At 65.8% G+C, this 20640-nt stretch carries 21 protein-coding genes and 1 pseudogene; 8 read left to right on the top strand and 14 right to left on the bottom strand.

Annotation, left to right across the window (positions count from 1 at the left end):
• The first annotated feature begins 26 nt into the window (after nucleotides 1-26).
• Complete coding sequence (locus tag OHQ90_RS29255; protein ID WP_328402923.1) at nucleotides 27-866, top strand: helix-turn-helix transcriptional regulator; 840 nt, start codon at nucleotides 27-29, stop codon at nucleotides 864-866.
• Between the two features lie 209 nt (nucleotides 867-1075).
• Here the strand turns inward: OHQ90_RS29255 and OHQ90_RS29250 are convergent, their stop codons facing one another.
• Both OHQ90_RS29250 and OHQ90_RS29245 read right to left on the bottom strand, forming a co-directional pair.
• On the bottom strand, nucleotides 1076-1453 hold the full coding sequence (locus tag OHQ90_RS29250) for a dihydrofolate reductase family protein (RefSeq protein ID WP_328402921.1): 378 nt from the start codon (nucleotides 1451-1453) through the stop codon (nucleotides 1076-1078).
• Nucleotides 1454-1590: 137 nt separating this feature from the next.
• Complete coding sequence (locus tag OHQ90_RS29245) at nucleotides 1591-2373, bottom strand: helix-turn-helix domain-containing protein (protein WP_328402919.1); 783 nt, start codon at nucleotides 2371-2373, stop codon at nucleotides 1591-1593.
• 72 nt (nucleotides 2374-2445) lie between these two features.
• On the opposite strand from OHQ90_RS29245, the gene OHQ90_RS29240 reads away from it, so the two are divergent.
• The 3 genes and pseudogenes from OHQ90_RS29240 (at nucleotide 2446) to OHQ90_RS29230 (ending at nucleotide 7003) form a co-directional block, all read left to right on the top strand.
• Complete coding sequence (locus tag OHQ90_RS29240) at nucleotides 2446-3426, top strand: alpha/beta hydrolase (RefSeq protein WP_328402917.1); 981 nt, start codon at nucleotides 2446-2448, stop codon at nucleotides 3424-3426.
• Between the two features lie 33 nt (nucleotides 3427-3459).
• Entirely contained in the window at nucleotides 3460-5292 is a 1833-nt protein-coding gene (locus OHQ90_RS29235; RefSeq protein ID WP_328402915.1) for an ABC transporter ATP-binding protein, read from the top strand.
• Nucleotides 5289-7003 (top strand): annotated as a pseudogene (locus OHQ90_RS29230) (ABC transporter ATP-binding protein). Before OHQ90_RS29235 ends, OHQ90_RS29230 begins: the two are co-directional and overlap by 4 nt.
• On the opposite strand, the gene OHQ90_RS39605 reads toward OHQ90_RS29230, so the two are convergent.
• Nucleotides 6955-7347: a hypothetical protein gene (locus OHQ90_RS39605; RefSeq protein ID WP_442941202.1), complete on the bottom strand. Its 393-nt coding sequence runs from the start codon at nucleotides 7345-7347 to the stop codon at nucleotides 6955-6957. The pseudogene OHQ90_RS29230 and the gene OHQ90_RS39605 sit on opposite strands and share 49 nt — an antisense overlap.
• 133 nt (nucleotides 7348-7480) lie before the next feature.
• Between OHQ90_RS39605 and OHQ90_RS29220 the strand changes: the two genes are divergently transcribed.
• Nucleotides 7481-8221 carry an SDR family oxidoreductase gene (locus tag OHQ90_RS29220; protein WP_328402909.1) on the top strand — a complete coding sequence of 247 codons (741 nt, stop codon included), beginning with the start codon at nucleotides 7481-7483 and terminating at the stop codon, nucleotides 8219-8221.
• 164 nt (nucleotides 8222-8385) lie between these two features.
• Here the strand turns inward: OHQ90_RS29220 and OHQ90_RS29215 are convergent, their stop codons facing one another.
• The gene (locus tag OHQ90_RS29215) at nucleotides 8386-8541 is read right to left on the bottom strand and encodes a hypothetical protein (RefSeq protein ID WP_328402907.1); all 156 of its coding nucleotides are present in this window, start codon (nucleotides 8539-8541) and stop codon (nucleotides 8386-8388) included.
• A 550-nt stretch (nucleotides 8542-9091) separates the two neighbouring features.
• On the opposite strand from OHQ90_RS29215, the gene OHQ90_RS29210 reads away from it, so the two are divergent.
• Nucleotides 9092-9238, top strand: a complete 147-nt coding sequence (locus tag OHQ90_RS29210) for a DUF1059 domain-containing protein (protein ID WP_328402905.1) — start codon at nucleotides 9092-9094, stop codon at nucleotides 9236-9238.
• Nucleotides 9239-9532: 294 nt separating this feature from the next.
• Here OHQ90_RS29210 and OHQ90_RS29205 read toward each other — a convergent pair whose 3' ends face one another.
• The 3 genes from OHQ90_RS29205 to OHQ90_RS29195 form a co-directional block, all read right to left on the bottom strand.
• Nucleotides 9533-12211, bottom strand: a complete 2679-nt coding sequence (locus OHQ90_RS29205; RefSeq protein ID WP_328402903.1) for a DUF4132 domain-containing protein — start codon at nucleotides 12209-12211, stop codon at nucleotides 9533-9535.
• Nucleotides 12212-12601 (bottom strand): hypothetical protein, encoded by a 390-nt coding sequence (locus tag OHQ90_RS29200; protein ID WP_328402901.1) that lies wholly within the window; start codon nucleotides 12599-12601, stop codon nucleotides 12212-12214.
• A 420-nt stretch (nucleotides 12602-13021) separates the two neighbouring features.
• Nucleotides 13022-13969: an EamA family transporter gene (locus OHQ90_RS29195; RefSeq protein ID WP_328402899.1), complete on the bottom strand. Its 948-nt coding sequence runs from the start codon at nucleotides 13967-13969 to the stop codon at nucleotides 13022-13024.
• Between the two features lie 38 nt (nucleotides 13970-14007).
• On the opposite strand from OHQ90_RS29195, the gene OHQ90_RS29190 reads away from it, so the two are divergent.
• Nucleotides 14008-14538: a CGNR zinc finger domain-containing protein gene (locus OHQ90_RS29190; protein WP_328402897.1), complete on the top strand. Its 531-nt coding sequence runs from the start codon at nucleotides 14008-14010 to the stop codon at nucleotides 14536-14538.
• Nucleotides 14539-14608: 70 nt separating this feature from the next.
• Here OHQ90_RS29190 and OHQ90_RS29185 read toward each other — a convergent pair whose 3' ends face one another.
• From OHQ90_RS29185 to OHQ90_RS29170, 4 genes are all read right to left on the bottom strand, one after another.
• On the bottom strand, nucleotides 14609-14815 hold the full coding sequence (locus OHQ90_RS29185) for a hypothetical protein (RefSeq protein ID WP_328402895.1): 207 nt from the start codon (nucleotides 14813-14815) through the stop codon (nucleotides 14609-14611).
• Between the two features lie 282 nt (nucleotides 14816-15097).
• A complete protein-coding gene (locus OHQ90_RS29180; RefSeq protein WP_328402893.1) occupies nucleotides 15098-16558 on the bottom strand; it encodes an SPFH domain-containing protein in 1461 nt (486 codons plus the stop codon).
• A gap of 9 nt (nucleotides 16559-16567) precedes the next feature.
• Nucleotides 16568-16777: a hypothetical protein gene (locus OHQ90_RS29175; protein WP_328402891.1), complete on the bottom strand. Its 210-nt coding sequence runs from the start codon at nucleotides 16775-16777 to the stop codon at nucleotides 16568-16570.
• Between the two features lie 191 nt (nucleotides 16778-16968).
• Nucleotides 16969-17586: an NAD(P)-dependent oxidoreductase gene (locus tag OHQ90_RS29170; protein ID WP_328402889.1), complete on the bottom strand. Its 618-nt coding sequence runs from the start codon at nucleotides 17584-17586 to the stop codon at nucleotides 16969-16971.
• Nucleotides 17587-17603: 17 nt separating this feature from the next.
• Between OHQ90_RS29170 and OHQ90_RS29165 the strand changes: the two genes are divergently transcribed.
• Complete coding sequence (locus tag OHQ90_RS29165; RefSeq protein WP_328402887.1) at nucleotides 17604-17972, top strand: hypothetical protein; 369 nt, start codon at nucleotides 17604-17606, stop codon at nucleotides 17970-17972.
• Here OHQ90_RS29165 and OHQ90_RS29160 read toward each other — a convergent pair.
• The 3 genes from OHQ90_RS29160 to OHQ90_RS29150 all read right to left on the bottom strand — a co-directional run bounded on the left by OHQ90_RS29160 (nucleotide 17951) and on the right by OHQ90_RS29150 (nucleotide 20635).
• Nucleotides 17951-18823 carry an LLM class F420-dependent oxidoreductase gene (locus OHQ90_RS29160; RefSeq protein ID WP_328402885.1) on the bottom strand — a complete coding sequence of 291 codons (873 nt, stop codon included), beginning with the start codon at nucleotides 18821-18823 and terminating at the stop codon, nucleotides 17951-17953. The genes OHQ90_RS29165 and OHQ90_RS29160 overlap by 22 nt on opposite strands.
• Before the next feature lie 122 nt (nucleotides 18824-18945).
• Nucleotides 18946-19818: an aldo/keto reductase gene (locus OHQ90_RS29155; protein WP_328402883.1), complete on the bottom strand. Its 873-nt coding sequence runs from the start codon at nucleotides 19816-19818 to the stop codon at nucleotides 18946-18948.
• 232 nt (nucleotides 19819-20050) lie between these two features.
• Entirely contained in the window at nucleotides 20051-20635 is a 585-nt protein-coding gene (locus OHQ90_RS29150) for a TetR/AcrR family transcriptional regulator (protein ID WP_328402881.1), read from the bottom strand.
• Between the last annotated feature and the right edge of the window lie 5 nt (nucleotides 20636-20640).

Genomic DNA, 20640 nt, shown 5'->3' with positions numbered 1-20640 from the left:
GCGCTCGGCCGGGCACACTGAAGGACATGGCGACAGCGGAATTCGGGAAGGCGGTGCGCCGCTGGCGCGATCAGGTCTCACCCGAGACCGCCGGGTTGACCGTGGGTGGGCAGCGCCGCGCTCCCGGACTGCGCAGGGAGGAGCTCGCGCTACTGGCCGGCATCTCCGTCGACTACGTCACCCGCCTCGAACAAGGCCGCGCGGCCAACCCTTCGACACAGGTCGTCGAGTCGCTGGCCAGGGCCCTGCGGTTGTCCGCGGCCGAGCGTGCGCACCTGTTCCTGCTGGCCGGGCTGGCGCTGCCGGACCCCGAAACCGTGCCCACCTACATCACCTCGAGCGTCCAGCGCGTATTGGACCGCCTGACCGGGACACCCGTCGCTGTCTACGACGCATCCTGGACGCTGCTGCTGACCAACCCACCGCACGTAGCGTTGATGGGCGATCCGCCGGCCCGCCACACCAATGAACGCAACGGTGTGTGGCGACATTTTCTCGGCTCGGGCACCCCCGCCCGTCGCACCCCGGAGGCTATGCACGCATACGAAACCGCCCTCGTCACCGACTTGCGCACCGCCGCCGCCCAATATCCCGCCGACCAGCGCTTGCGAAAGCTCATCGCGGACCTGCGCGCCGAGAGCGCCCGGTTCGCCGCACTCTGGGATTCCGGCGCTGTCAGCCGCCGCGAGGCCGCCCGCAAGACGATCGATCATCCGCAGGTAGGTTCCTTGACGTTGGACTGCGACGTGCTCACCGTGGCGGGCAGCGACCTGCGCATCATGATCTACACAGCCGAGCCCGGCACCGAGGACGCCGAACGCCTCGCAATACTTACGGTGCTCGGCAGCCGGACACTCGTCGGATAGCGGCCGGCCGCTCGATACATCCGCCTCAGCCGCTGATCGGTTGTGCGGCAGGACATCCGGCCAGGCGAGCGCGTCCGCGTTCGCAATGCGCGCCCATGCCGGCGTGCCCGCAACCGTCGCGGTACCAGCGGTCTACTGCGTCCGCAACCCGAGCCGCTGACGGCTGTGAGGACGTAGTCGCTGTGCTGGACGGCCGCACACCGCGGCCGTTAGCGTGCGCGGTCGTAGACCATGGCGATCTCGCCCAGCTCGCCGGTCTCCTGGTGTGTGAGTGCCCACTTCGAACTCGGCAGGCCGTCGTCGAACAGTCGCTGCCCATCTCCGGCGATCTCGGGGCAGACCAAGAGGTACAGCCGGTCGAGCAGGTCCGCGGCGAGGAGTGCCTTGGTGATCGTCGGGCTGGTGTTGACGAGGATGTCGCCCGCTCCGGTGGCCTTCAATTCGGCGATGACGTCGGCAGCGGGGGCGTTCACCACGCGGGTGCGTTCCCGCGGCGCTTCGGTCAAGGTGGTCGGGAGGACCACCTTTTCCGTGTCGACGAGCCAGCGCACCGCCTGTTGGGAGCGGGCGTGTCGGTCGAATCGCACCAGTGGCCCGGCACATTCCGCGGAGCGCGGGCGATCCTGTCCGCCGAGGTGTCCCAGCGGCAGAACCCCGAACTCGCCGCGGCCCTGCGCCACGCCCCGGCCCAATGCGGCGCGCGGAATTAGCGACGATCGAAATATCAAGGCGCAGGCGAGGTTCCGAGATCGAAGCGGATACCGGAGCGGAGCACTCCGCTGGCGGACATTCCGAACATGTGGTGGAAGGTTTCGCTGAAGTGAGATGGGGTGGCGAAACCTGCGTCGGTGGCCGAGCAGGTGAGATCGCGGCCGGTCGCGACGTCCCGGAGCGCGTGCATGAGGCGGGTCCACCGCTGATACCCGCGGAACGTGGTACCGGACTGCTGAGTGAACAAGCGGAGGAAATGAGTGGTGGACAGGCCCAGATTCGCGGCGATCGTCTCGGCCCGGAAGGTGCGATTCGGGTCCTGGCGGATCGCGGCGGCGACCCGTTCGATCCGCGGGTCGGCCGCCGGTGCGTGACCGGCTATGGCCTGAGCGAAGATTCGGTCCGGATCCACGGCATCTGCACGGCAGAGCTCGATGAGCTCCCGTTCCCGTCGGTGGCCGAGTCCGTACGGCCCGACGGTCGCCGTCATCTCCTCTGCGATGCCGGTGGCGGGCGCACCCGCGGTGTCGACGAACAGCAGCAGAATCCACGCCTCGGGGGCGACGACGCGGTGTACCGCCCGGGCAGGGGCGAACGAGCTGCCGGTGCGTATGTCCCCGTGTGCGGCGGTCTCCAGAACGAACGGCCCGTCCAGGCCGATGCTGAGCACCGCGACGGAGGGGGAATGCGGGTCGACACCGAGCTCCGGCCCGATGTAACCGGTATGCCCCGTACGCATCCACACCACGGGCGATTTTGCCGGACCGCATATTTCCGAAAGCGCACCCACGGTCACAGCTGCCAGGGTAGCGCTACACCGCACGAAGACAGCGGCCGACGAGCACCACGAAGAGCCGGAGGGCACATCATGCGAGGCAAAGTTCCACTGCGAGTTCGGATTCTGGCCGCACTCATGACCGAACCGGACTGGGATTCGATCATCCCGGATCAGGTCATCGAATTGCGCGAAGCGCAGTACCGCAAGCGCCGGTCCGCAGTCGTCGGGCTCGTCACCGGCAAGCCCGATCGTGGCGCACAAATCACTACACACGCCCTCGATCTCCCTGGTCGTCGGCTGAATGTCCGCGTGTACCAGCCCGAGCGGGGGGGTTCGGCACTGCCGCTGATCGTCGCGTTCCACGGCGGCGGATTCATCGGCGGCGCACCGGACCAGGACGACTGGCTCCTCAGTCACCTGGCGGCCAACACTCCGGCCGTGGTCGCCTCGGTCGACTATCGGCTGGCGCCCGAGCACCGCGTGCCCGCACAGGTCGAGGACGCCTACGATGCTGCACTCCGCCTCGTCGAGCTGGCCCCGATGTGGGAAGCCGATCCCACTCGGATCGCCCTGCTGGGTGCCAGCGCGGGAGCTACGCTCGCTGCTCTCACCGCGATAAGGGCGGATGAACTCGGGCTGCCGGTGCGGACCCAGGTACTGATCAATCCGCAGCTCGACTGGACCGAGCGCGCCTTCGAGTACCCCTCGTTCACCGAGAACGCGGACAGCCCGACCGCGACGCCGGCCAATTGCCGCGCGGTGCAGCGCATCGCGCTTCCCGAATCGTTCGACTCCCGAACGATTTCGCCGTTGGAGAGTGACAACCTCGCGGGACTCGTCCCAGCCCTCATCCAAGCCGCGGGTCTGGACACCCTGGAAGATCAGTCTTCGGCCTATGCCGACCGCCTGCGACAGGCGGGAGTCGACGTAACGCTGACCCGCTATCCGGAAGCAGTGCACGCTTTCCTGAGCATGCCGGGAGTGGTCCCCGCGGCCCGGCCCGCACGCGCCGAAATCCTCGCCCACTTGCGCAGCCATCTGCTGAAGCGCTCGGGCATACCGACGCAGTAGAAACCGCGCCGACATTCACGCAGAGGGAGAGCGATGACCACCACTGACCTCGCCGAGGCGAGAGAGCGGTCCACACCAATATCGGGGGCCGATTCCGCGACGGGACAGAGCGTTGCGGGGTTGCTGCGCCCTTACCTGGGGAGTTTCGCCGCCGTGGTGATCCTCCAGGTCATCGGTGCTGTCGCGGGTTTGGCCCCGCTGCTGGCCGTCGTCGAATTGGGTCGAACTCTGTTGTCGCCCAACCCGATCGATCACGGTCACGTCTGGATCGTCGTAATCGCGGGTGCGGTCGGCCTGTTCGTTCGACTGCTGTTCACGGCCGGATCGTCGGGAGTCGGGCATCTTCTCGACGGACGGGTGGAACTGTCGTTTCGCCGGAAACTCGCCGCCCGGCTGGGTCGCGTCCCCATCGGCTGGCTCGCCGGGCGCCGAACCGGCGAGTTGGCGAAGGTAGTGGGGGAGGACGTGAGTGCCGTGCACCCGCTCATCGCCCACGTCCCCGGCGAGTTCGTCTCCGCCTTCGTGGTGCCGTTGGTATCGCTGATCTACCTGTTCACCATCGACTGGCGGCTCACGCTGATCACGATGATCCCGATAGCGCTGTCGGTGGCGCTGATCCCGTTGATGATGACCCCGAAGCGTCAGCGCGAGCAGGTGGATCTCGATGCGGCCATGGGGCAGATTTCGAATGCGGCCATCGAGTTCGTACAGGGGATCGCGGTGGTCAAAGCATTCGGCGGCGGTGAGCGCGCGCACCGAGAATTTCGCACGGCCACAAACGATTTCACCGACTCCTTTCTTCGCTGGGTGCTAGGTCTCGCCGGGATCGCGGCGGGACTCGCGCTGGTGCTGTCGCCGCCGTTCGTGTTGCTGGTCGTGTTGATCGGTGGCACGGTTGTGATCACGAACGGTTCGCTGGCCCCGGCGGACCTGCTGCCGTTCCTGCTGCTGGGGCTGGGACTGACGGCTCCGATTGCGGCTCTGGGCCACGGTTTCGACGATCTGCAGGCCGCTCGGCGTGCGGTCGGCCGGATCCGGGACGTGCTTGCTGTGGCGTCGCTGCCGGAGCCTGCGCGCCCGGTCGCACCACAGGGGCACCGGGTGGAACTGCGTGACGTTCGATTCGGCTACGTTGCCGATCGCGAGGTGCTGCGCGGGATCGACCTGGTGCTCGAGCCGGGCACGGTCACTGCGATCGTCGGTCCGTCGGGAAGCGGTAAATCCACGCTGGTTCAGCTGTTGCCACGGTTCTTCGATCCGTCCAGCGGTTCGGTCGCGCTGGGCGGAGTCGATCTACGCGAGCTCGGCAGCCGTGAGCTCTACCGGACGGTTTCCTTCGTTTTCCAGGATGTTCGCCTGCTGCGCGCATCGGTTGCGGACAATATCGCGCTGGCGGTGCCCCAAGCCGACCTCGATGACGTGGTTCGCGCCGCCCGCCTGGCGCACATCCATGATCGAATTCTCGAGCTGCCGCGCGGATACGAGTCGGTGATCGGTGCCGACGTCGAACTGTCGGGTGGTGAGGCACAACGGATCTCGCTCGCCCGCGCACTGCTGGCCGACGCGCCCGTGCTGGTGCTCGACGAGGCGACCGCCTTCGCCGAGCCGCATACCGAACGAGCTGTGCGCCAGGCGCTTTCGACGCTGGCGGGCGATCGGACGATTCTCGTCATTGCCCATCGCCTGGCGACGGTCGCGGACGCCGACACCGTCGTGGTGCTGGAGAACGGGGCGATCGTCGAGCATGGCAGGCCCGCCGAACTGCTGGCGCGCAACGGACAGTTCGCCGAGTTCTGGCGATCGCACCGATCCGCGATCACCGATGAGATCGAAGCCCCTGTACTGCAAGGAGATGAGCTCCGATGATTCGAATGCTGCTGCACGTGCTGGGACACGAGTACGCCCAGCCGATCCGTCGCACCATGGCGTTGATGACGATTACCGCCGTGGCAGAGGGTTTGTCCTACGCCTTGCTGGTTCCGGTGCTGCGGGCACTGTTCGGGAGTACACCCGCGGATGCCTGGCCCTGGCTGATCGCATTCGGCGTCGCGGTCGCGGTCTACGCGCTGTTGCGCTACAGCAGTGATCTGGCCGGTTTCCGCGCCGCGGGGGCGATGTTGCGGGGTGTGTATCACCGTTTCGGTGATCACGTGGCCCGATTGCCGATCGGTTGGTTTACCACTGGTCGTGTCGGCGAGGTGTCGGTACTGGCGAGCCGGGGAATCCTGCAGGCGATGAGCGTGATCGCGCATCTGCTGGCACCGTTCATTTCCGCCGCGGTGACGCCGCTGACGATCGTTGTCGTGATGTTCGCCTTCGATGGGAAGATGGGATCGGCCGCCTTGGTCGCTGCACCGGTGGTCGCGGCGATCCAGATCTGGACCGGCCGGGCGATGGCCGCTACCGATACCGAGCGCATCGAACGTGGTGATCAGGCCGCCGGGCGAGTCATCGAATACATCCAGTCGCAGCCGGTGCTGCGCGCGGGCGGCCGGACTGCCGAACGCTTCCGGTCGCTCGACGACGCGCTGTCCGGACTCCACCGTGCGTCCCGCCGTTCGACCCTGTCCGCGCTGCCCGGTGTGGTGGGTCTGACGCTCACGGTGCAGGCACTGTTCACCGCGCTGCTGGGCATGGGTGCCTACCTTGCGCTCGGCGGGGGCATCGGCACGGCAGAGGTTTTGGCGATTCTGGTGCTGGCCGCGCGCTGCGCCGACCCGCTGCTATCGCTGGCGGATATGGGTGGCAAACTGCGCGCCGCCCGTTCTGAGCTGGCCAGGCTCGACACCGTGTTGCGCACCGCGCCGCTCCCGGTAGCCCGCGAACTGATCCAGCCGATGCACCATGGCCTCGAGTTCGAGTCCGTTACCTTCCGGCACGACGCCCGCATGGTGATCGATGACCTGTCGTTGTCGGTGTCAGCGGGACAGCGGCTTGCCGTTGTCGGACCGTCGGGTGCGGGTAAGAGCACGTTGCTGCAGCTGCTCGCGCGGTTCTACGACGTGGACACGGGCGCGGTGCGCGTGGGGGGGTGGACGTGCGCGCGATCAGCACCGAGGTGTTGATGTCGCAGTTCTCCATTGTCTTCCAGAATGTCTATCTCTTCGACGGCACGATCGAGGAGAACGTGCGTCTCGGCCGCCTGGACGCAAACGAAGCCGAGGTGCGGGCGGCAGCGACCGCGGCCCGGCTGGACGAAGTGATCGAGCGACTGCCCGGCGGTTGGGCGACGAATGTCGGCGAGGGCGGCGCACTGCTGTCCGGCGGTGAGCGCCAACGTGTTTCGATCGCGCGAGCTCTGCTGAAGAATGCGCCGATCGTGCTGCTGGACGAAGTGACCTCCGCGTTGGACCCGGTCAACGAGGCGGCCGTCCACGCGGGTATCGAGCGCCTGATGGCAGGCCGGACAGTGGTCATGGTCGCGCACCGACTGCGCACCATCCAACGCGCCGATCGCGTCGCCTTCCTGGATGGCGGCCGGATCGTGGAGGAAGGCAACCACGAGGAGCTACTGCGCCGAGGCGGCCGCTACGCCGATTTCTGGAACATGTCCATGGCATCCGTCGCGAGTGAATGAGTCGGAATGTTGATCAGTCTATTGGTCGCGGGAGCGTCGGGCCGGCACACCAGGCACAACGCACCCGAGGAAAGCTCATCACAGAGCAATGGCACCTCATCGAGTTGGATACCTCGCGACACCATGGCTGTCACCACGGCGCGAGGCGGCCGTCCGAAGGAACGGATCAAAGCCCATGCCCGCCCCTTCGAACCCGATCCACCCAGAACGACGTGATGCAGCGGGATGTCGGCTTTCTCCAGCCCGGAGCGTATTTCCTGCCAGTATTCATCGACTTCTGACAGACACAGTCCGCCACCTGTTTGCTGGTGGGATGCTGTAACCGCGGCAAGGTAGTCGACCACTCGTACCCACGTTCGCGGGAAAGGGCCGGATCGACTTCGGGCCGCCGCAGTGACCACGTCTTCGGACATCAGTGCGATCGACCTCTATGAACCCCCGGCTTGCCCGGGTGGCATGCCGTGAAAGGTGAGAACCATGAAGCTCATAGTCATCGGTGGTACCGGACGGATCGGCTCCCAGGTGGTGCAGAAGCTGACCGCAGCCAGACACGAGGCCGTCCCCGCGGCACCGTCCACCGGTGTCGACCTGATCTCGGGAAATGGTCTGGACCAGGCATTGGAGGGCGCCGACGTCGTGATCAACTTGGCGAACTCGCCGACCTTCGACGAGGCGTCCCTGGACTTCTTCCGCACCTCCATGCACAACCTGCTCGCGGCAGGAGAGAGCGCCGGTGTCCGGCACCAGGTCGTCCTCTCGATCGTCGGAGTGGATCAGGTGCCCCAGCTGGACTACTACCGGGCCAAGGCACTGCAGGAGGACCTGCTCCGGCAGGGGCCCACGCCGTACTCCATCGTCCGCGCCACCCAGTTCTTCGAGTTCATGGACGCGGTCTTGTCCTGGACCTCCGACAGCGACGCCGTCCGCCTGCCCGCCACCCGCCTCCAGCCGATGGCCGCCGCTGACGTCGTCGACGCGGTCGTCGAGGTCTCCACTGGCACCCCGCTGCGAGGGATCCGGAATTTCGCAGGCCCGGACGTATTCCCCCTCGACGAACTCGGCAGGATCACCCTGGCGGCGCAGCACGACAACCGGACCGTCATCACCGACGACACGGCCGGCATGTTCGCAGCCATCACCGGCGATGTGCTCACCGCCGGACCGGACGCACGCCTGGCACCCACGCATTACCGGGACTGGATCCAGAACGCCCACTGATCAGGGGATCCCGGTCCCGCTTCAGGCAAGGCCGAGGCGTGCGCCTCCCATCGACATTCGAACGGGTACATCCGACGCCAGCGTTCGCCGATCAACCGTGTCGGAATTCAGGCGGCACTCGCCTTCGCCGGTACGCACGCACCGGCCGTGTCGAATGCGTTCCTTCAGCGGCTGCCCATGCGGGCGAGATGATCGAGCAGCAGTACCACCATGGCTACCGCGAGCGCTACCGCGACTCCGGAGTGAGCATCGGTGCGCCCGTAATCGATGGCCAGCCCAACAGTCAGCGCTAGGACGGCGACTGCGAGGACGCGCTTCACAGATCCCAGTGTGACCGAAAGTATTCCTCTTCGATCGGCGGTGCGGTCGACGGGCGTTTCCGGTATTCGTGGGATCGCTGGATGATCGCTGTGTTCGACCGCGATCACGTCGCAGCCGGCTAGTGGAGGGAAGGCTATGACCTTGTCGCAACCGACCATCAACCGTCGCACGCTCCCCGGGGCGGCCGCATTCCTGCCCTTGGGTCGGCTGTGTGACGGAGCAGGCGCCTGCTGCTGCCACCTCCGTTGCTCCTACCGACGACCAGCACGATCACCGTGTCGAATTGGAGCGGAAGTTCGACGCTCACCTGGGGGTGTACGCACTCGCTACCAGCACCGGTGCAACCATTGCCTACCGAGCCGATACAACCAGGCCCGCATCGCCGAGGCCGCCGCATATGTAGTGGCCACCCTCGATCGACCGCTTACGGGCAGGCTGCAAGCCCAATGCTTGTCGGCGGTGGAGTCGGTGGGCCAGGGTCGGTGGGGTGGCGCAACGCCGCGGTGGGACCGCACGCCTAGACTCTCGATCGAGAAGGAAGGACAGCTGATGAAGCGAAACCTGAACTGCCCCTGCGGAGAAGCCATCGTCGGAACCGACGAGGACGATCTCGTCGAGAAGACGAAGGCTCACCTGGCCGCGAACCATCCAGGCCACGAGTACTCGCGCGACGAGATCCTGTTCATCGCTTACTGATCGATGACTGTGTTGCGGCCCGCGTCGGAAAGTAGTGGCCGTATGGAGCTAGCCCAGTACTCGCCATCCGGGAAGAGGGCGGCCTCGGCGGCTCAGTGACGTCCGCGCGCAATCGGCGGCGACCACGGTACGGCTCCGGTCCCGCCTGCTGCTTGATGCTTCGGTTCTATACCGAGCGTGGCCGGTTTCCTCGTGGTCGCAGCGAGGTCCCGGACTGGTGGAGTACTTGGCGCGTCAGGTCGGCGTCGTACGAACCGAGATCGCCTTCTACCAGCTGTCACGCCTGAAACATTGTCATGGGAGTTGGCTCAGGATGGTCGGGTCGGTGATTTTTGTGTCGTTGGCCAGAAGCAGGGCTTTGCTGAGGATCACCGACAGCATCCGGTCACCGTCGAACGGCAGGAACGAGTCCGGTTCGGTTGTTCGTGCCGAGGGGACGATGCACAGGTAGCGGTTGTGGGGGTCGATCAGGACGTTTCCTGAGCCCAGGTGGATCCGATACGCATGCTTAGTACCTCGCACGTGCAGGAATCTGTCTTCCACGGTGCATTGGTGGCCGATGGCCAGTCGGGGCAGCAGCCTGGTCAGCAGGTCACGTCTGGTTTGTGCAGTCTGGTTCAGGTCGCCGAAACTGTAGTTGGTCCAGTAGTTGGCGAACCTGCCGTTCGGACCACCGTCGTACCATGTCGGATCGTTGCCGATGCTGGCCACACCGACGAACAGGTCCACGTCGCGCAGTACTTCGCTCAGGACCAGTCCGGGCACGTCCGACAGTGGCAGTGGCTCGGCCGACCCATGGAAGCCGCCATGGAAAGCGCTGTTGGCAAAGTTCTGTGATGCGTCGATCGGGTAGAACCGCACCTGGTCGGTGCGCAGGCGCAGGTAGCTGCCGGACTCCGTGGTGTCGACGTCGCCGCGGTCGCCCTCCACCCAGTATTCCGCGCGCACACCCCACTGCGGCAGTTCACGGGTCGGTGGCGGCACGGAGGTGTCGGCATCCAGCAAGAGCTTGTTGCGCCATCCCCGGACAGCGGCCAACGCGTGGAACTGGTGTTGGCGCAGAATGTGCGCCGCGAAGCGGTTCGAGTAGGTGCCGCTGTCGCGTTCTGCGTCGGTGAGTAGGTAGACCTCGCGATGGGCTTGTTTGAACGGCTGCCGGATATTCTTGCATTCCAACCACTCTCGCCATGCGAGGATCTCCTCCGTCGAGCGACCGAGCGGGTGCCACAGCTCCACGACGTCACCACCCACCGGGTTGTCCGCCACGTCGCGCAGCGCGCCGGCTGCGTAGCCGCAGGTGACCCCGTCGACTGTCCACAACAAACGGCGGGCGATCGTGCCCACCAAGGGGTGGTCGATATAAAACTCCCGCCACGAGGGGTAATCCCAGGTGCGGCGCTCCAGGAACTGGCGATCCAGCCGTTCGACTTGGGCGGTCAGCATCTTGCCGATGTCCTTGGCCGTCGCCTCGAGTTCTTTCAATTCCTCGGCATGGTCGCGTTTCACCGAGGCCGGGACGCTTTTCACCGGTTTGCTCGTGAACCAGCACAGCACCGCCTTGGTGCCCTCCACGGTCACCGTCGCCGACGCGGCGTCGAAGGCGAATTCGGCCGTGCCTACCGACGTCAGGCCGTAGGTGGGCACGGCCATCTCCTCGATCTGAGTGCGGGTCAGCCCGAGCGCGTGTGCCTTGGTCTCCAGCGCGGCGTTGATCAGCTTCAACGTGCCCTTGTAAGTCACCGTGGCGGCCAGGCGGGCCAGCTCACCCAGCGCCGCCTCGCCGCTCACCTGGCTCAGAGCGTAAACACCGGCGTTGGCCATCTTCGGGTTACGTGGTCCCAGACCCTTGATTTTGCGCAGCGACGTTTCCACCAGGCCGCCCAGGATGCGGGCAGTCGTCGGCTGCGGGGGCCGATACGTCAGCAGCCACAGCAGACCGCGCACCGCGTTCGCGTTGAACGGGTCGTACTCGTCGTTGAGGCCGGGATCTTCGGCGAGACGATGCCGCAGCGGTAACGTCCTGGGTCGGCCCACCAGTTCCAACAACGACAGCACCTTCTCGTCGAAGGAATCCACCTTCGCCAGCAGCGCTCGACCGGTCTTTTCCCACTTGGCGTTCGGTCTTCCCATCGTGGCGGTTATGGCGAAGGCCAGGAGGTCGTGCCAACCCGGAGACGAGCACGCCAACTCCAGTGCCCGGTCCGCCCATTGCTCACCCACATTGACCACTGGTTCGGGACATTGCCGGGCGACCTCTGCAACACGAGAGTCCAGGTACCTCTCGCAGGCTCCGCGGCGGTACACCGCGACGACCTCAGGGCTCAAGATACGTCCTGACGCCAGTTCCGCCAGGGCCAGAGACGAGTCGATCGCGAAAAGGCTTAACCTGCCGTGGTGGTTCGACAGGGTTTCCAGCACTGCTCGCCGTTCTTCGACCAGGATCGGCAAGGTGGGGGCGATGGTCGACGCCAAGAGCAGCAGAGAGTGCTGCTCGCGCTCCGAAGCGGTAGGGAACGCAACCGCGCAAGCGCGAGCAAGCCGTTCGACCGTCTCGGTCGGCAGTTCACGCACCTTGGCGAACAGGGCATGCCATAAGACGACATTGTCGGCCGCCAAATGGGAGGACTCGACGATCTGGTGTGCTCGCACCAGCGCGGTGCACAACCCGTCCATGTCGTCCGCTGCGATGGCATCGAGGACCGCTGTCTTGTATTTGGAAGGGACGATGCTCCCCTGCAGATACTTGATCCCGTGTCGGATGTGCTCGGAAGCGGCCGGGGCCGCGGCGGCGCAGACGCGAGCCAACCGCTCGGAGGTCTCGTCCGGCAAGACGCGTGCCATATCCGATACCGCACCCCACACGTACTTGTCGGTCTCCGTTTGATACGCCTGCAGATATGCGTCGAAGAAGGCGTCCATATCGTCCGCGGCGATGGCGGCCCGCGCCGCGGTCTCGTACTCGGACCTCGACATTCAGCCACCCACCAATGCGACGAGCTTCAGGAATGTGATTTCCACACCCAGTGGCAGCGCGACCACCTCGTCCAACTCCTCGATCTGTCGATCGCCGACCAGGACCACGAAACCGTTGCGCCCGAAAGCCTGCAACGCCGCCTCGCACTGACGTTCCGGATCGACACGACCAGTCGTGCGGAACCCGCCGCGCACCACCTCGGCATCTGCCGGCCGTACCAGACCACGAAAGACAGCGCCTGCCGCGGCGGCGTTGTGCTCGGCGACCTCCTGGAATATCCGCCGCCGGATGATCTCCCGCAGTGGCAGCCGCTCCTCGGTCACCTCGAACATCCAGCCGTCGTCGCGACCCCCGGATGACGTTTCGTCGACGACCTTCACACTCACCATGACGACAGGGTAGGCACGACCCCTGACAGAACTCGAGAACAGTTTCCCACCAGTGGCCTGCTCCAAGAATTCGTCGCTGCCGCGGTGCTGGCTTGGTCGAGGTCGAACGCGCCGTCCCGGCACCGGATGGGATCTACACGAACTCCGGCACTCGGGCCTCACACACCTCGGCGAGACCGGCGCGAGCCTGACCGAATGGCAGAGTCCCGCCACCTCGAACCCGAGAACCTGCGTCGCTACTACAGCCCTCACTCCAGGCCATGCGCAATCTCGCCAGCCTGCTCGGCCCCGACGCCCACCGATGACAGCGCATTATCCGCCTTAATCTTTGGTCCTCGAGGATTCCGGCGATGCCGTCGCCGGCAGGTCCAGGTCGCCGCGCCACGCTGACCTGCGGCGGGCGTCGAGGCCCGCCGGCTGTCAGGAGTCGGAGGGGCCGGTGGGCTCGCCCCGGCGGACGACCACGACGCCGGTGAGGATGAGTGCGCCGCCGAGGAGTTGGATCGGGCGGGGGGCCTCGCCGAGGAGGGCCCAGGCGAAGGTGAGGGCGGCGAGGACTTCGAAGAGAGCGACGAAGGACGCCAGTCGGGAGCCGAGGAGGCGGGTGGCGGCGATGCCGGAGACGTAGGCGAGGGCGGCGGTCACCACGCCCAGGGCCAGGACCGGGGGCCACCACGGGATGGTGAAGTCTTGGAAGACAACGGGATTCGTGGTTGCGTGCAGGGGGACGATGCCGATCGCGCCCGCAGCCAGCAGGCCGACTCCGCCGATGAGGAGTCCACCCGCGGCGAGGACGGTGCCTGGAAGCGTGCCGTCGCCGTGGGCGGAGAGAATGAAGTAGGCCGCGGCCCCGATCATGGCGGCGAGGGCCCACGCGATGCCGACCCAGTCGGTGGTGAGGCCGGAGCGCAGGTCGATGACCAGGACGAGACCGGCGGTCCCGAGCGCGGCGCCCGCGACCGTCGCCGCGCCGGGGCGTTGGCGATGGCGCAACCACAGCCAGCTCACCACGGCGATCGGAGCGGTGTATTCGATGAGCAGTGCCACCCCGACTTCCATATGGGCGACCGCGTTGAAATACGCCAGTTGGGTGCCGGCAACGGCGAGCATTCCATAGGCGGTGATCAGGGCGGCGTTGCGGCGCAACAGCTGCCAGTCGCCGCGCAGCTGCACCGCGGCGATCGGCACGAGCACGGCAGCGGCCACGAGCACCCGGACGGCCACCACGGACGCCGAACTCCAGCCCGCGTTCATCAAGCCGCGTGCCAGTGGCCCGGAAAGCCCGAACGACGATGCCGACAGCACCGCGTAGATCAGTCCGGAGCGCAGTCGCCGCTGCACGGCACTGTCATGAGTCATCGTAGCCATGAGTAATGACGCTAGAATCGCATTGGTAATATGTCAACATGACATTTGCTCATGACACCGAAGCGGCGCTGCTTGCCGCGGTGGAGTTGGTGAACTCGGCGGAGGAGCCGGACACATTGACTGAGATCGCCCAGCTCGATGAGTTTTTCGTCAAACATGTCTATACCGGCGTGCACACCGGCGACGCTGCGGAGCTGGGAGCGGTGCGCGCACTGCGAGCGCCGCTACGCCGGATGCTCACCAGCGACCGCGATACGGCAGTCCAGCTGGTGAACGAGACTTTGGCGAAGCATCGAGCGGTACCGCAACTCGTCCGGCACGGTGACATCGACTACCACATTCACGCGGTGCCCGCGGAAGCTCCGATGCCCGTCCGGATCTCCGTCGAGACCGCGATGGCGATGATCGATCTGATTCGCTCCGACGAGCTGAGCCGACTGTCCCTCTGTGCCGACAGTGCGTGCGCGGGCCTCGTTCTCGACCTGTCCCGCAACAGATCTCGCCGCTACTGCAGCACCGCGTGCGGAAACCGAAACGCCGTCGCGGCCTACCGCGCCAGGAAGAAATAACCCTACGGTCGGTGCGTCCGGCGTATCCGTCCCTCCCGGATTCCATGTCCGGGAGGACGGACCTCGAAACCTACTTTCCGGAACCGCTCGCTGACAGCGATTCGAGCAGGCAGTCCCATTGCGGGGCGCCGCCGGGGCAGCCAGGGCTGGCGATCGGACCCGACTGCTCGACCGGTTCGGCCGGCTGCAGCGGGATGGCCGACGCAGGTACGGCGGCAGCCAAGGGGGCCAGCAGGATTGCGCCGGCGAGCATTCCGGCACGAACGTGGTTACGCATCTATGCTTCCTTTCGCGCGGCGAGGGTAGCCGCGCCAGCGAGGCTATCGGCGGGGACGACGTCACCGACAGACCAGGGAAGGTGCGTCACTGAATCTGGGGGCACCCCCCGACGCGCTGCTTGATGAGTGTCGACGCCATGTACGCGCTGTTCAGTGCCGTGTCCAAGACCGGCGAAGCAATTCAGCGAATCAAGCCAAATAGTCCAGGGAATCAGGGACACGCGATAGCGGACCGATGTCCCACGCGTCCTGGCGACGCACAGGGGCCGATTCATGGATGCTTACTTCGGCAGGTCTATATCCACCTGTCCGTTTTCCTTGACGGATACCCCGTTGAGATTCATTGCGGGAAGCAATGATTCGCGTGCGATGGACGTGAGAGCTCCGGCTTGCTGGATGATCTCCGCTAATGCCGAGGTCACCCCTTGCGCACCGTTCAATACCGTGAAGTTGTCGACGTGCTCGAAGGGCGCCGCTGCGGCGGCGACGATCTGGGGGAGTTTTTCGGCGATCTGCTGGGCGATGACGGCTTCCTGATTCTGACTCATCGCCTCGGCCCGCTGCTGGATGCCTGCCGCTTCCGCGGCCATGTGGGCGCGCACCGCGTCCGCCTCGGCCAGGCCACGGGCTTTGATAGCGTCGGCTTCGGCTTGGCCCGTGAGCCGGGTCGCCTCGGCTTGTGCTGCCGCACGCACCTTGATCGATTCCGCTTCGGCCATAGCTTGCATCTTCGTCTGCGCCGCAGCGGCTTCCGCGCGCAGCCGAGTCTCCTGGGCATCGGCTTCCGCTTGCAGAATTCGCGCGTCGCGGGTGGCCTGGGAGAGCGTTGTCTGCTTATAGGCTTCGGCGTCGGCGGGCTTTCGGATTTCGACCTGGAGCTGCTGTTCCTTCTGCTGCGCTTCGAGCTGTGCGACTCGTGTCGCGACCTCCACGACGGCCTGCCGTGCGGTGGCCTGGGCGAGCGGTCCCTGCTGGGCGGCCTCTTGGCTGGCGCTGTCGACTTCCGCCTGATACCCGGCTTTCTTGATCTGGGTGTCGCGCACCGCGAGCGCGATTTTCGCTTGGGCGGCCTGCTCCTGCTCGATCGCCTCGCGTTCGGCGTTGGCCCTGGCAATGCGCGCGTGTTGCTCTACCGCCGCCTGATGCGGAACCGCGAGATTGGCGATGTAATTCGAGCCGCTGGCAATGGACTGGATCTGGAAGCTGTCGATGACGAGACCGAAGGATTCCATCTCCTGAGAGCAGCGGTCGCGTACTTGTTCGGAGAACTTGTCTTGATCACTGATCATGTCTTCGACGGTCATCGAGCCCGCGATCGCGCGCAGGTGGCCGACGAAGACGTTCTGCACCTTGGTCTCGAGTTCCTCCGCAGGGCGATCCAGGAACCGGCGTGCCGCGTTCGCGATGGATCGATAGTCGTCACCGACCTTGTACACCACCACGCCGGCGAGCTCCAGGCTGATCTTCTGCTGACTGACGCACGGCACCGTGATCTGGCTTTCATGTGCCTCCAACGAGATTCGGCGTACCTTGGTCAATCCTGGTGCGACGAGCGAACCGCGTCCGGTGACGATTCGAAATCCCATGCTTTCGCCGAAGGCCTGCCCCTCACCGGCCCGGAATCCGGAAATGATCAGCGCCTCATCGGGTTCGGCGACTCGCCAGGCGAGCCGGAACAATCCGGCCGACAACAACAGCACCACAACAGCGATCCCGATGACGACCACAACGAGGATGTCCATTCTGCACCTTCATTTCCAGGGAGTGACTTCTACCGTTCGCCCGCCCAGGCTCCCGACAACAAGAACCTGCGTGTGCTTCGGAATGGTTGTCTCCCCGTCAGCAGAGCGCGCCAGGAATCGCTCGGTCCCCGCCCGCACCTCGATCACTACCTCGCCGAGATGGTCCGGCCTGATCGCCGCTGTCACGCGTGCGATCTTGCCGATCACGTCCGTCGCCACCAACACCTCCGACCCCACCGCGGTTCGACTTCTTCACGTTAGACCTCGCTGACACCGAAAACGCTTCCCACAGCAGGTCTTTACGTTTCCCATACGGCCGAGTGAGCGTCGTCTGCGCCGATGATTTCGCCGACTGATTTGCCGTCATCGGCGGTTGGCCGTCGATGCCGGCGAAACTTCGGGTTATTCGGTCAATACTCGCCGTGGACAAGATTTTTCGGCTGCTGCCCGGCCGCGAATCGTGCGATCTCCCAGGTGGCGACGGCATAGGCGCGTTCGGTGCTGCCGCGGCTGTTGCCTGCGACGTGGGGTGTCAGCAGGATGCCGAGTGCGGTCCACAGTGGATGGTCGGACGGCAGTGGTTCGGGATCGGTGACATCGAGGGCAGCTCGGAGCCGGCCCGAGATGAGCTCGGACAGTAGTGCTTCGGTGTCTACGACCGGTCCGCGCGCCACATTGACGAGAATCGCGTCATCGGCCATTCGAGTGAGAAACTTCGCGTCGATCAGTCCGATGGTCTTGCCGGTCACCGGAACCATCAGCACGACGACGTCGGAACCTCCCAGCAATTCCGGCAATTCATCGACACCGTGCACACCTTCGCGGGCCTTGACCCCGACCAGAGTGAGCGTCGCGTCGAACGCTTCCAGTTTGCGTCGCAGTTCGATGCCGAGATCACCCGCCCCGATACCGAGAACTCGTTTGCCTGCCAACGTATCCGTCTGATGGTGATTCCATCGGCACGCACGCTTGGTGTCGGCGAATCCGCCGAATTCGCGATGATCGTCAGCAACGCCCCGAGCACCCATTCCGCAACGCTGGCCCCATGCGCGCCGCGCGCATTCGACAGCAGCACACCGTCGGGCAGTTGCCCGATCCAGCCGTCGGCGCCTGCGGTAAGCATCTGCACCAGCCGCAGTTTCGGCAGACCGGCGAGATCGATCGAATCCGGCCGGGTGAGGAATGCCGGGACCAGGACTTCGGCCAGCTCGGCGCCTGCGGGGAGCGGCCTGCCCGGCTCGAAGCGCAGTGGGCGGATGCCGGTTACCTCCGAGAGCATCCCGACTCCATACTCATCTGGCACGAGGACAGTGACCGGCATGCTGTCCACACTAACTGCGGATTGTGGTGCGCGACCGGCAGATGCGTGAGTCGCGCTCACCTCGCGGAGGGCTACTCGGCAGGACGCAGATGATCCGCGCAGGAAGCAGCGTAGGTGTCAAGCAGCGCGTGGGTTTGCGCGGTGGGCAGCGCGTCGAGGTTGAAGATCACGCGGTGCACACCGAGTTCGGCCAGTCGGTCCACGACGAGCGCGGCGTCGTCCGCGGACACATCGGTGGTCACGACCACGGAAACCATTCTCGGTGCGCGACCCAGGTGCGCGGTGAGGTTATCGAGCTCGGCGATGCGGTGCGCGAGCCTATCGATGGCACCGATCGAGGACACGAACGGCATCCAGCCGTCGGCGTAGTCGACCACGCGCTGGAGCACGGTGGGGCCCATGCCGCCGATGAGGACGGGCGGATGCGGGCGCTGTAATGGTTTGGGCCACTGGAACACCGGATCGAAATCGACGAATTCTCCATGGAATTCCGCCTGCTCCCGCGTCCAGAGTTCCTTGATGGCCAGGACCCGCTCGCGCAGCAGCCGGGTCCGTGAACCCGGACGGGTGCCGTGGTTGCGGATCTCCTCGAGATTCCACCCGGCGCCGACTCCGAGCTCGAATCGGCCGCCGCTGATCCGGTCGAGGGTGGCCGCCTCTTTGGCCAGGATGATCGGATCACGTTGGGCAACAAGAGCAATCGCAGTCCCGATTCGCACTCGTTCGGTGACTGCCGCGATGGCAGACAGTGCAACGAAGGGGTCCAGCGAACGGAAGTATGCGCGCGGCAGTTCGCCGGAGCCGTAGGGCGTGTGCCGCGCGACCGGAATGTGGGTGTGCTCGGCCAGGAACAGTGCCGCGAAACCACGTCCTTCGACGCTCGTGCCGAACTCGGCCGGGCTGATGCCCTCGTCGGTCAGGAACGTGCTGAACCCGATTTCCATGCGTGCTCCCGGTGGCTGCGGATTTGATCCCAGGTAGTAGACCGCAGGTCGCACTGCGCGCAGTAGGCGGGCGGCCATTCGCCGGGGCGGCGTCAGGTCGCCGCCGCCCCGGCGAACGTCGGTCAGACTGCGTCGGTGAGAGCCACGAACTCTTCGTCGGAGAGCGTGATCGTCGCGGCCGAGGTGTTCTCCTCGACGTGCCCGACACTGGAGGTGCCGGGGATCGGCAGCACGACAGGGGAGCGGCGCAGCAACCAGGCCAGCGCCAGCTGGGACGGGCTCGCGCCGTGGTCGTCGGCGAAGGTGTCGAGCGGACCGCCGGGCCGGGCGAGCTCGCCGGTTGCGATGGGGAACCAGGGAATGAAGGCGATGTTTTCGGCCGTCGCGTAGTCCAGCACGTCTTCGGCCTTGCGATTGGCGAGGTTGTAGAGGTTCTGCACCGAGACGATGTCGGCGATCTCCCGAGCTTGCTTCAGCTGTTCGACGGTCACTTCCGAGACCCCGATGTGGCGGATCTTGCCTTCTTGCTGCAGTTCGACGAGCGCCCCGAGCTGATCGGCGAGCGGGACGGCCGGATCGATACGGTGCAGCTGGTAGAGATCGATCTGTTCGAGCCCGAGGTGGCGCAGGCTCAAATGCAGTTGCTGGCGCAGGTATTCGGGCCTGCCGACCGGCCGCCAGTCGCCAGGGCCCGACCGCGTCAGACCGCCCTTGGTGGCGATCACCAGGTCATCGGCGTAGGGATGCAGGGCGAGCCGGATGAGGCTCTCGCTGACGAACGGTCCATAGGAGTCCGCGGTGTCGATGAAGTTGACACCGAGCTCGACCGCGCGGCGCAGGACGCGAACGGCTTCGGCCGGGTCGTCGGGGTCGCCCCAGACGCCGGGACCGGTGATCTGCATGGCGCCGTATCCGAGGCGATTGATCGGCAGGTCGCCGCCGAGCGCGAAGGTGCCCGAGGCGTCGGCCGGGCGAGACTTTGTCTGTGCGGTCATAGGGTAACTCCCTGATCAAGTCGTTGATTCATCGAATGTCGCGCGCACGTGGTGAGGTGGGGAGGCGCGGATGGCGCATTTCACCATTGCGAGCAACACTTCGACCGCCCCGGATATGCCCGAGCGGTGCCTGCGGCAGCCACGCCTCGTCCGCGACTGTGGGGAAGGCATCGCCACGGAAAATAAAGGGCTGGATAGTGAATCGGCTCCAGCACACAGGCGCACCGGCTCGCTAGCCACGTACCCGCGATCGGACCGGAGTGGTCGCGGCGAGCTCGCCACCGGCCGGTACACCGAGCCCCGAAACCGCGGCGTCGACGGCGGGGCGCAACAGTTCGGTGCGGTCCGCGGCGATCAGTCCGACGAGCACGGCCAGGCAGATCTGCGCCGCGTCGTCGGGTCTCGGCGCGGCCGACTCTGCGAACACTGCTGTGAGCAATGTGAGCAGCTCGGTGGTGAAGCCACGGCAGATGTCGCCGCTCAATCGTGTGTGCTCATCGAGCAATTCGGCGGCGTGTGGCGAGTCGGCAAATGGTCCGGTGGCGAGATCGAGCTTGGCCGTAAGGATTTCGTGCACCCTATCGGCGACGGGAGCGTGCCCGGCCGCGGCCTGCCGTGCCCGCCGCAGTGCTCGGTCATGCAGGCGCGCACTCAGGCGGCGGACCGCGTCCTCTTTGTTGTGCACGTATTGATAGACCGCCGACCGCGACACACCCATCTCACCGGCAATGTCGTCCATCGTGGTGCGTCGCACGCCGTAGCGCGCAAGGCAGCGCGCCGTGGCGTCGAGCACCTCGTCGGTCCGGTCGGCGGCCATCGTAT

Source organism: Nocardia sp. NBC_00403 (assembly GCF_036046055.1).
In the GTDB taxonomy this organism is placed as follows: domain Bacteria; phylum Actinomycetota; class Actinomycetes; order Mycobacteriales; family Mycobacteriaceae; genus Nocardia.
Note: the sequence above shows the minus strand (reverse complement) of the source record. Positions and strands in the feature narration are given on the sequence as shown.

What these genes read in the sequence shown, in the direction of transcription:
- OHQ90_RS29220 (WP_328402909.1), top strand. Translation starts at nt 7,481, where the DNA reads ATGAAGCTCATAGTCATCGGTGGTACCGGACGGATCGGCTCCCAGGTG.
- OHQ90_RS29160 (WP_328402885.1), bottom strand. Translation starts at nt 18,823, where the DNA reads ATGGAAATCGGGTTCAGCACGTTCCTGACCGACGAGGGCATCAGCCCG.
- OHQ90_RS29155 (WP_328402883.1), bottom strand. Translation starts at nt 19,818, where the DNA reads ATGACCGCACAGACAAAGTCTCGCCCGGCCGACGCCTCGGGCACCTTC.
- OHQ90_RS29205 (WP_328402903.1), bottom strand. Translation starts at nt 12,211, where the DNA reads ATGTCGAGGTCCGAGTACGAGACCGCGGCGCGGGCCGCCATCGCCGCG.
- OHQ90_RS29150 (WP_328402881.1), bottom strand. Translation starts at nt 20,635, where the DNA reads ATGGCCGCCGACCGGACCGACGAGGTGCTCGACGCCACGGCGCGCTGC.
- OHQ90_RS29165 (WP_328402887.1), top strand. Translation starts at nt 17,604, where the DNA reads ATGCGCGCCGCGCGCATTCGACAGCAGCACACCGTCGGGCAGTTGCCC.
- OHQ90_RS29240 (WP_328402917.1), top strand. Translation starts at nt 2,446, where the DNA reads ATGCGAGGCAAAGTTCCACTGCGAGTTCGGATTCTGGCCGCACTCATG.
- OHQ90_RS29255 (WP_328402923.1), top strand. Translation starts at nt 27, where the DNA reads ATGGCGACAGCGGAATTCGGGAAGGCGGTGCGCCGCTGGCGCGATCAG.
- OHQ90_RS29235 (WP_328402915.1), top strand. Translation starts at nt 3,460, where the DNA reads ATGACCACCACTGACCTCGCCGAGGCGAGAGAGCGGTCCACACCAATA.
- OHQ90_RS29210 (WP_328402905.1), top strand. Translation starts at nt 9,092, where the DNA reads ATGAAGCGAAACCTGAACTGCCCCTGCGGAGAAGCCATCGTCGGAACC.
- OHQ90_RS29170 (WP_328402889.1), bottom strand. Translation starts at nt 17,586, where the DNA reads ATGGGTGCTCGGGGCGTTGCTGACGATCATCGCGAATTCGGCGGATTC.
- OHQ90_RS29200 (WP_328402901.1), bottom strand. Translation starts at nt 12,601, where the DNA reads ATGGTGAGTGTGAAGGTCGTCGACGAAACGTCATCCGGGGGTCGCGAC.
- OHQ90_RS29195 (WP_328402899.1), bottom strand. Translation starts at nt 13,969, where the DNA reads ATGGCTACGATGACTCATGACAGTGCCGTGCAGCGGCGACTGCGCTCC.
- OHQ90_RS29190 (WP_328402897.1), top strand. Translation starts at nt 14,008, where the DNA reads ATGACATTTGCTCATGACACCGAAGCGGCGCTGCTTGCCGCGGTGGAG.
- OHQ90_RS29185 (WP_328402895.1), bottom strand. Translation starts at nt 14,815, where the DNA reads ATGCGTAACCACGTTCGTGCCGGAATGCTCGCCGGCGCAATCCTGCTG.
- OHQ90_RS29180 (WP_328402893.1), bottom strand. Translation starts at nt 16,558, where the DNA reads ATGGACATCCTCGTTGTGGTCGTCATCGGGATCGCTGTTGTGGTGCTG.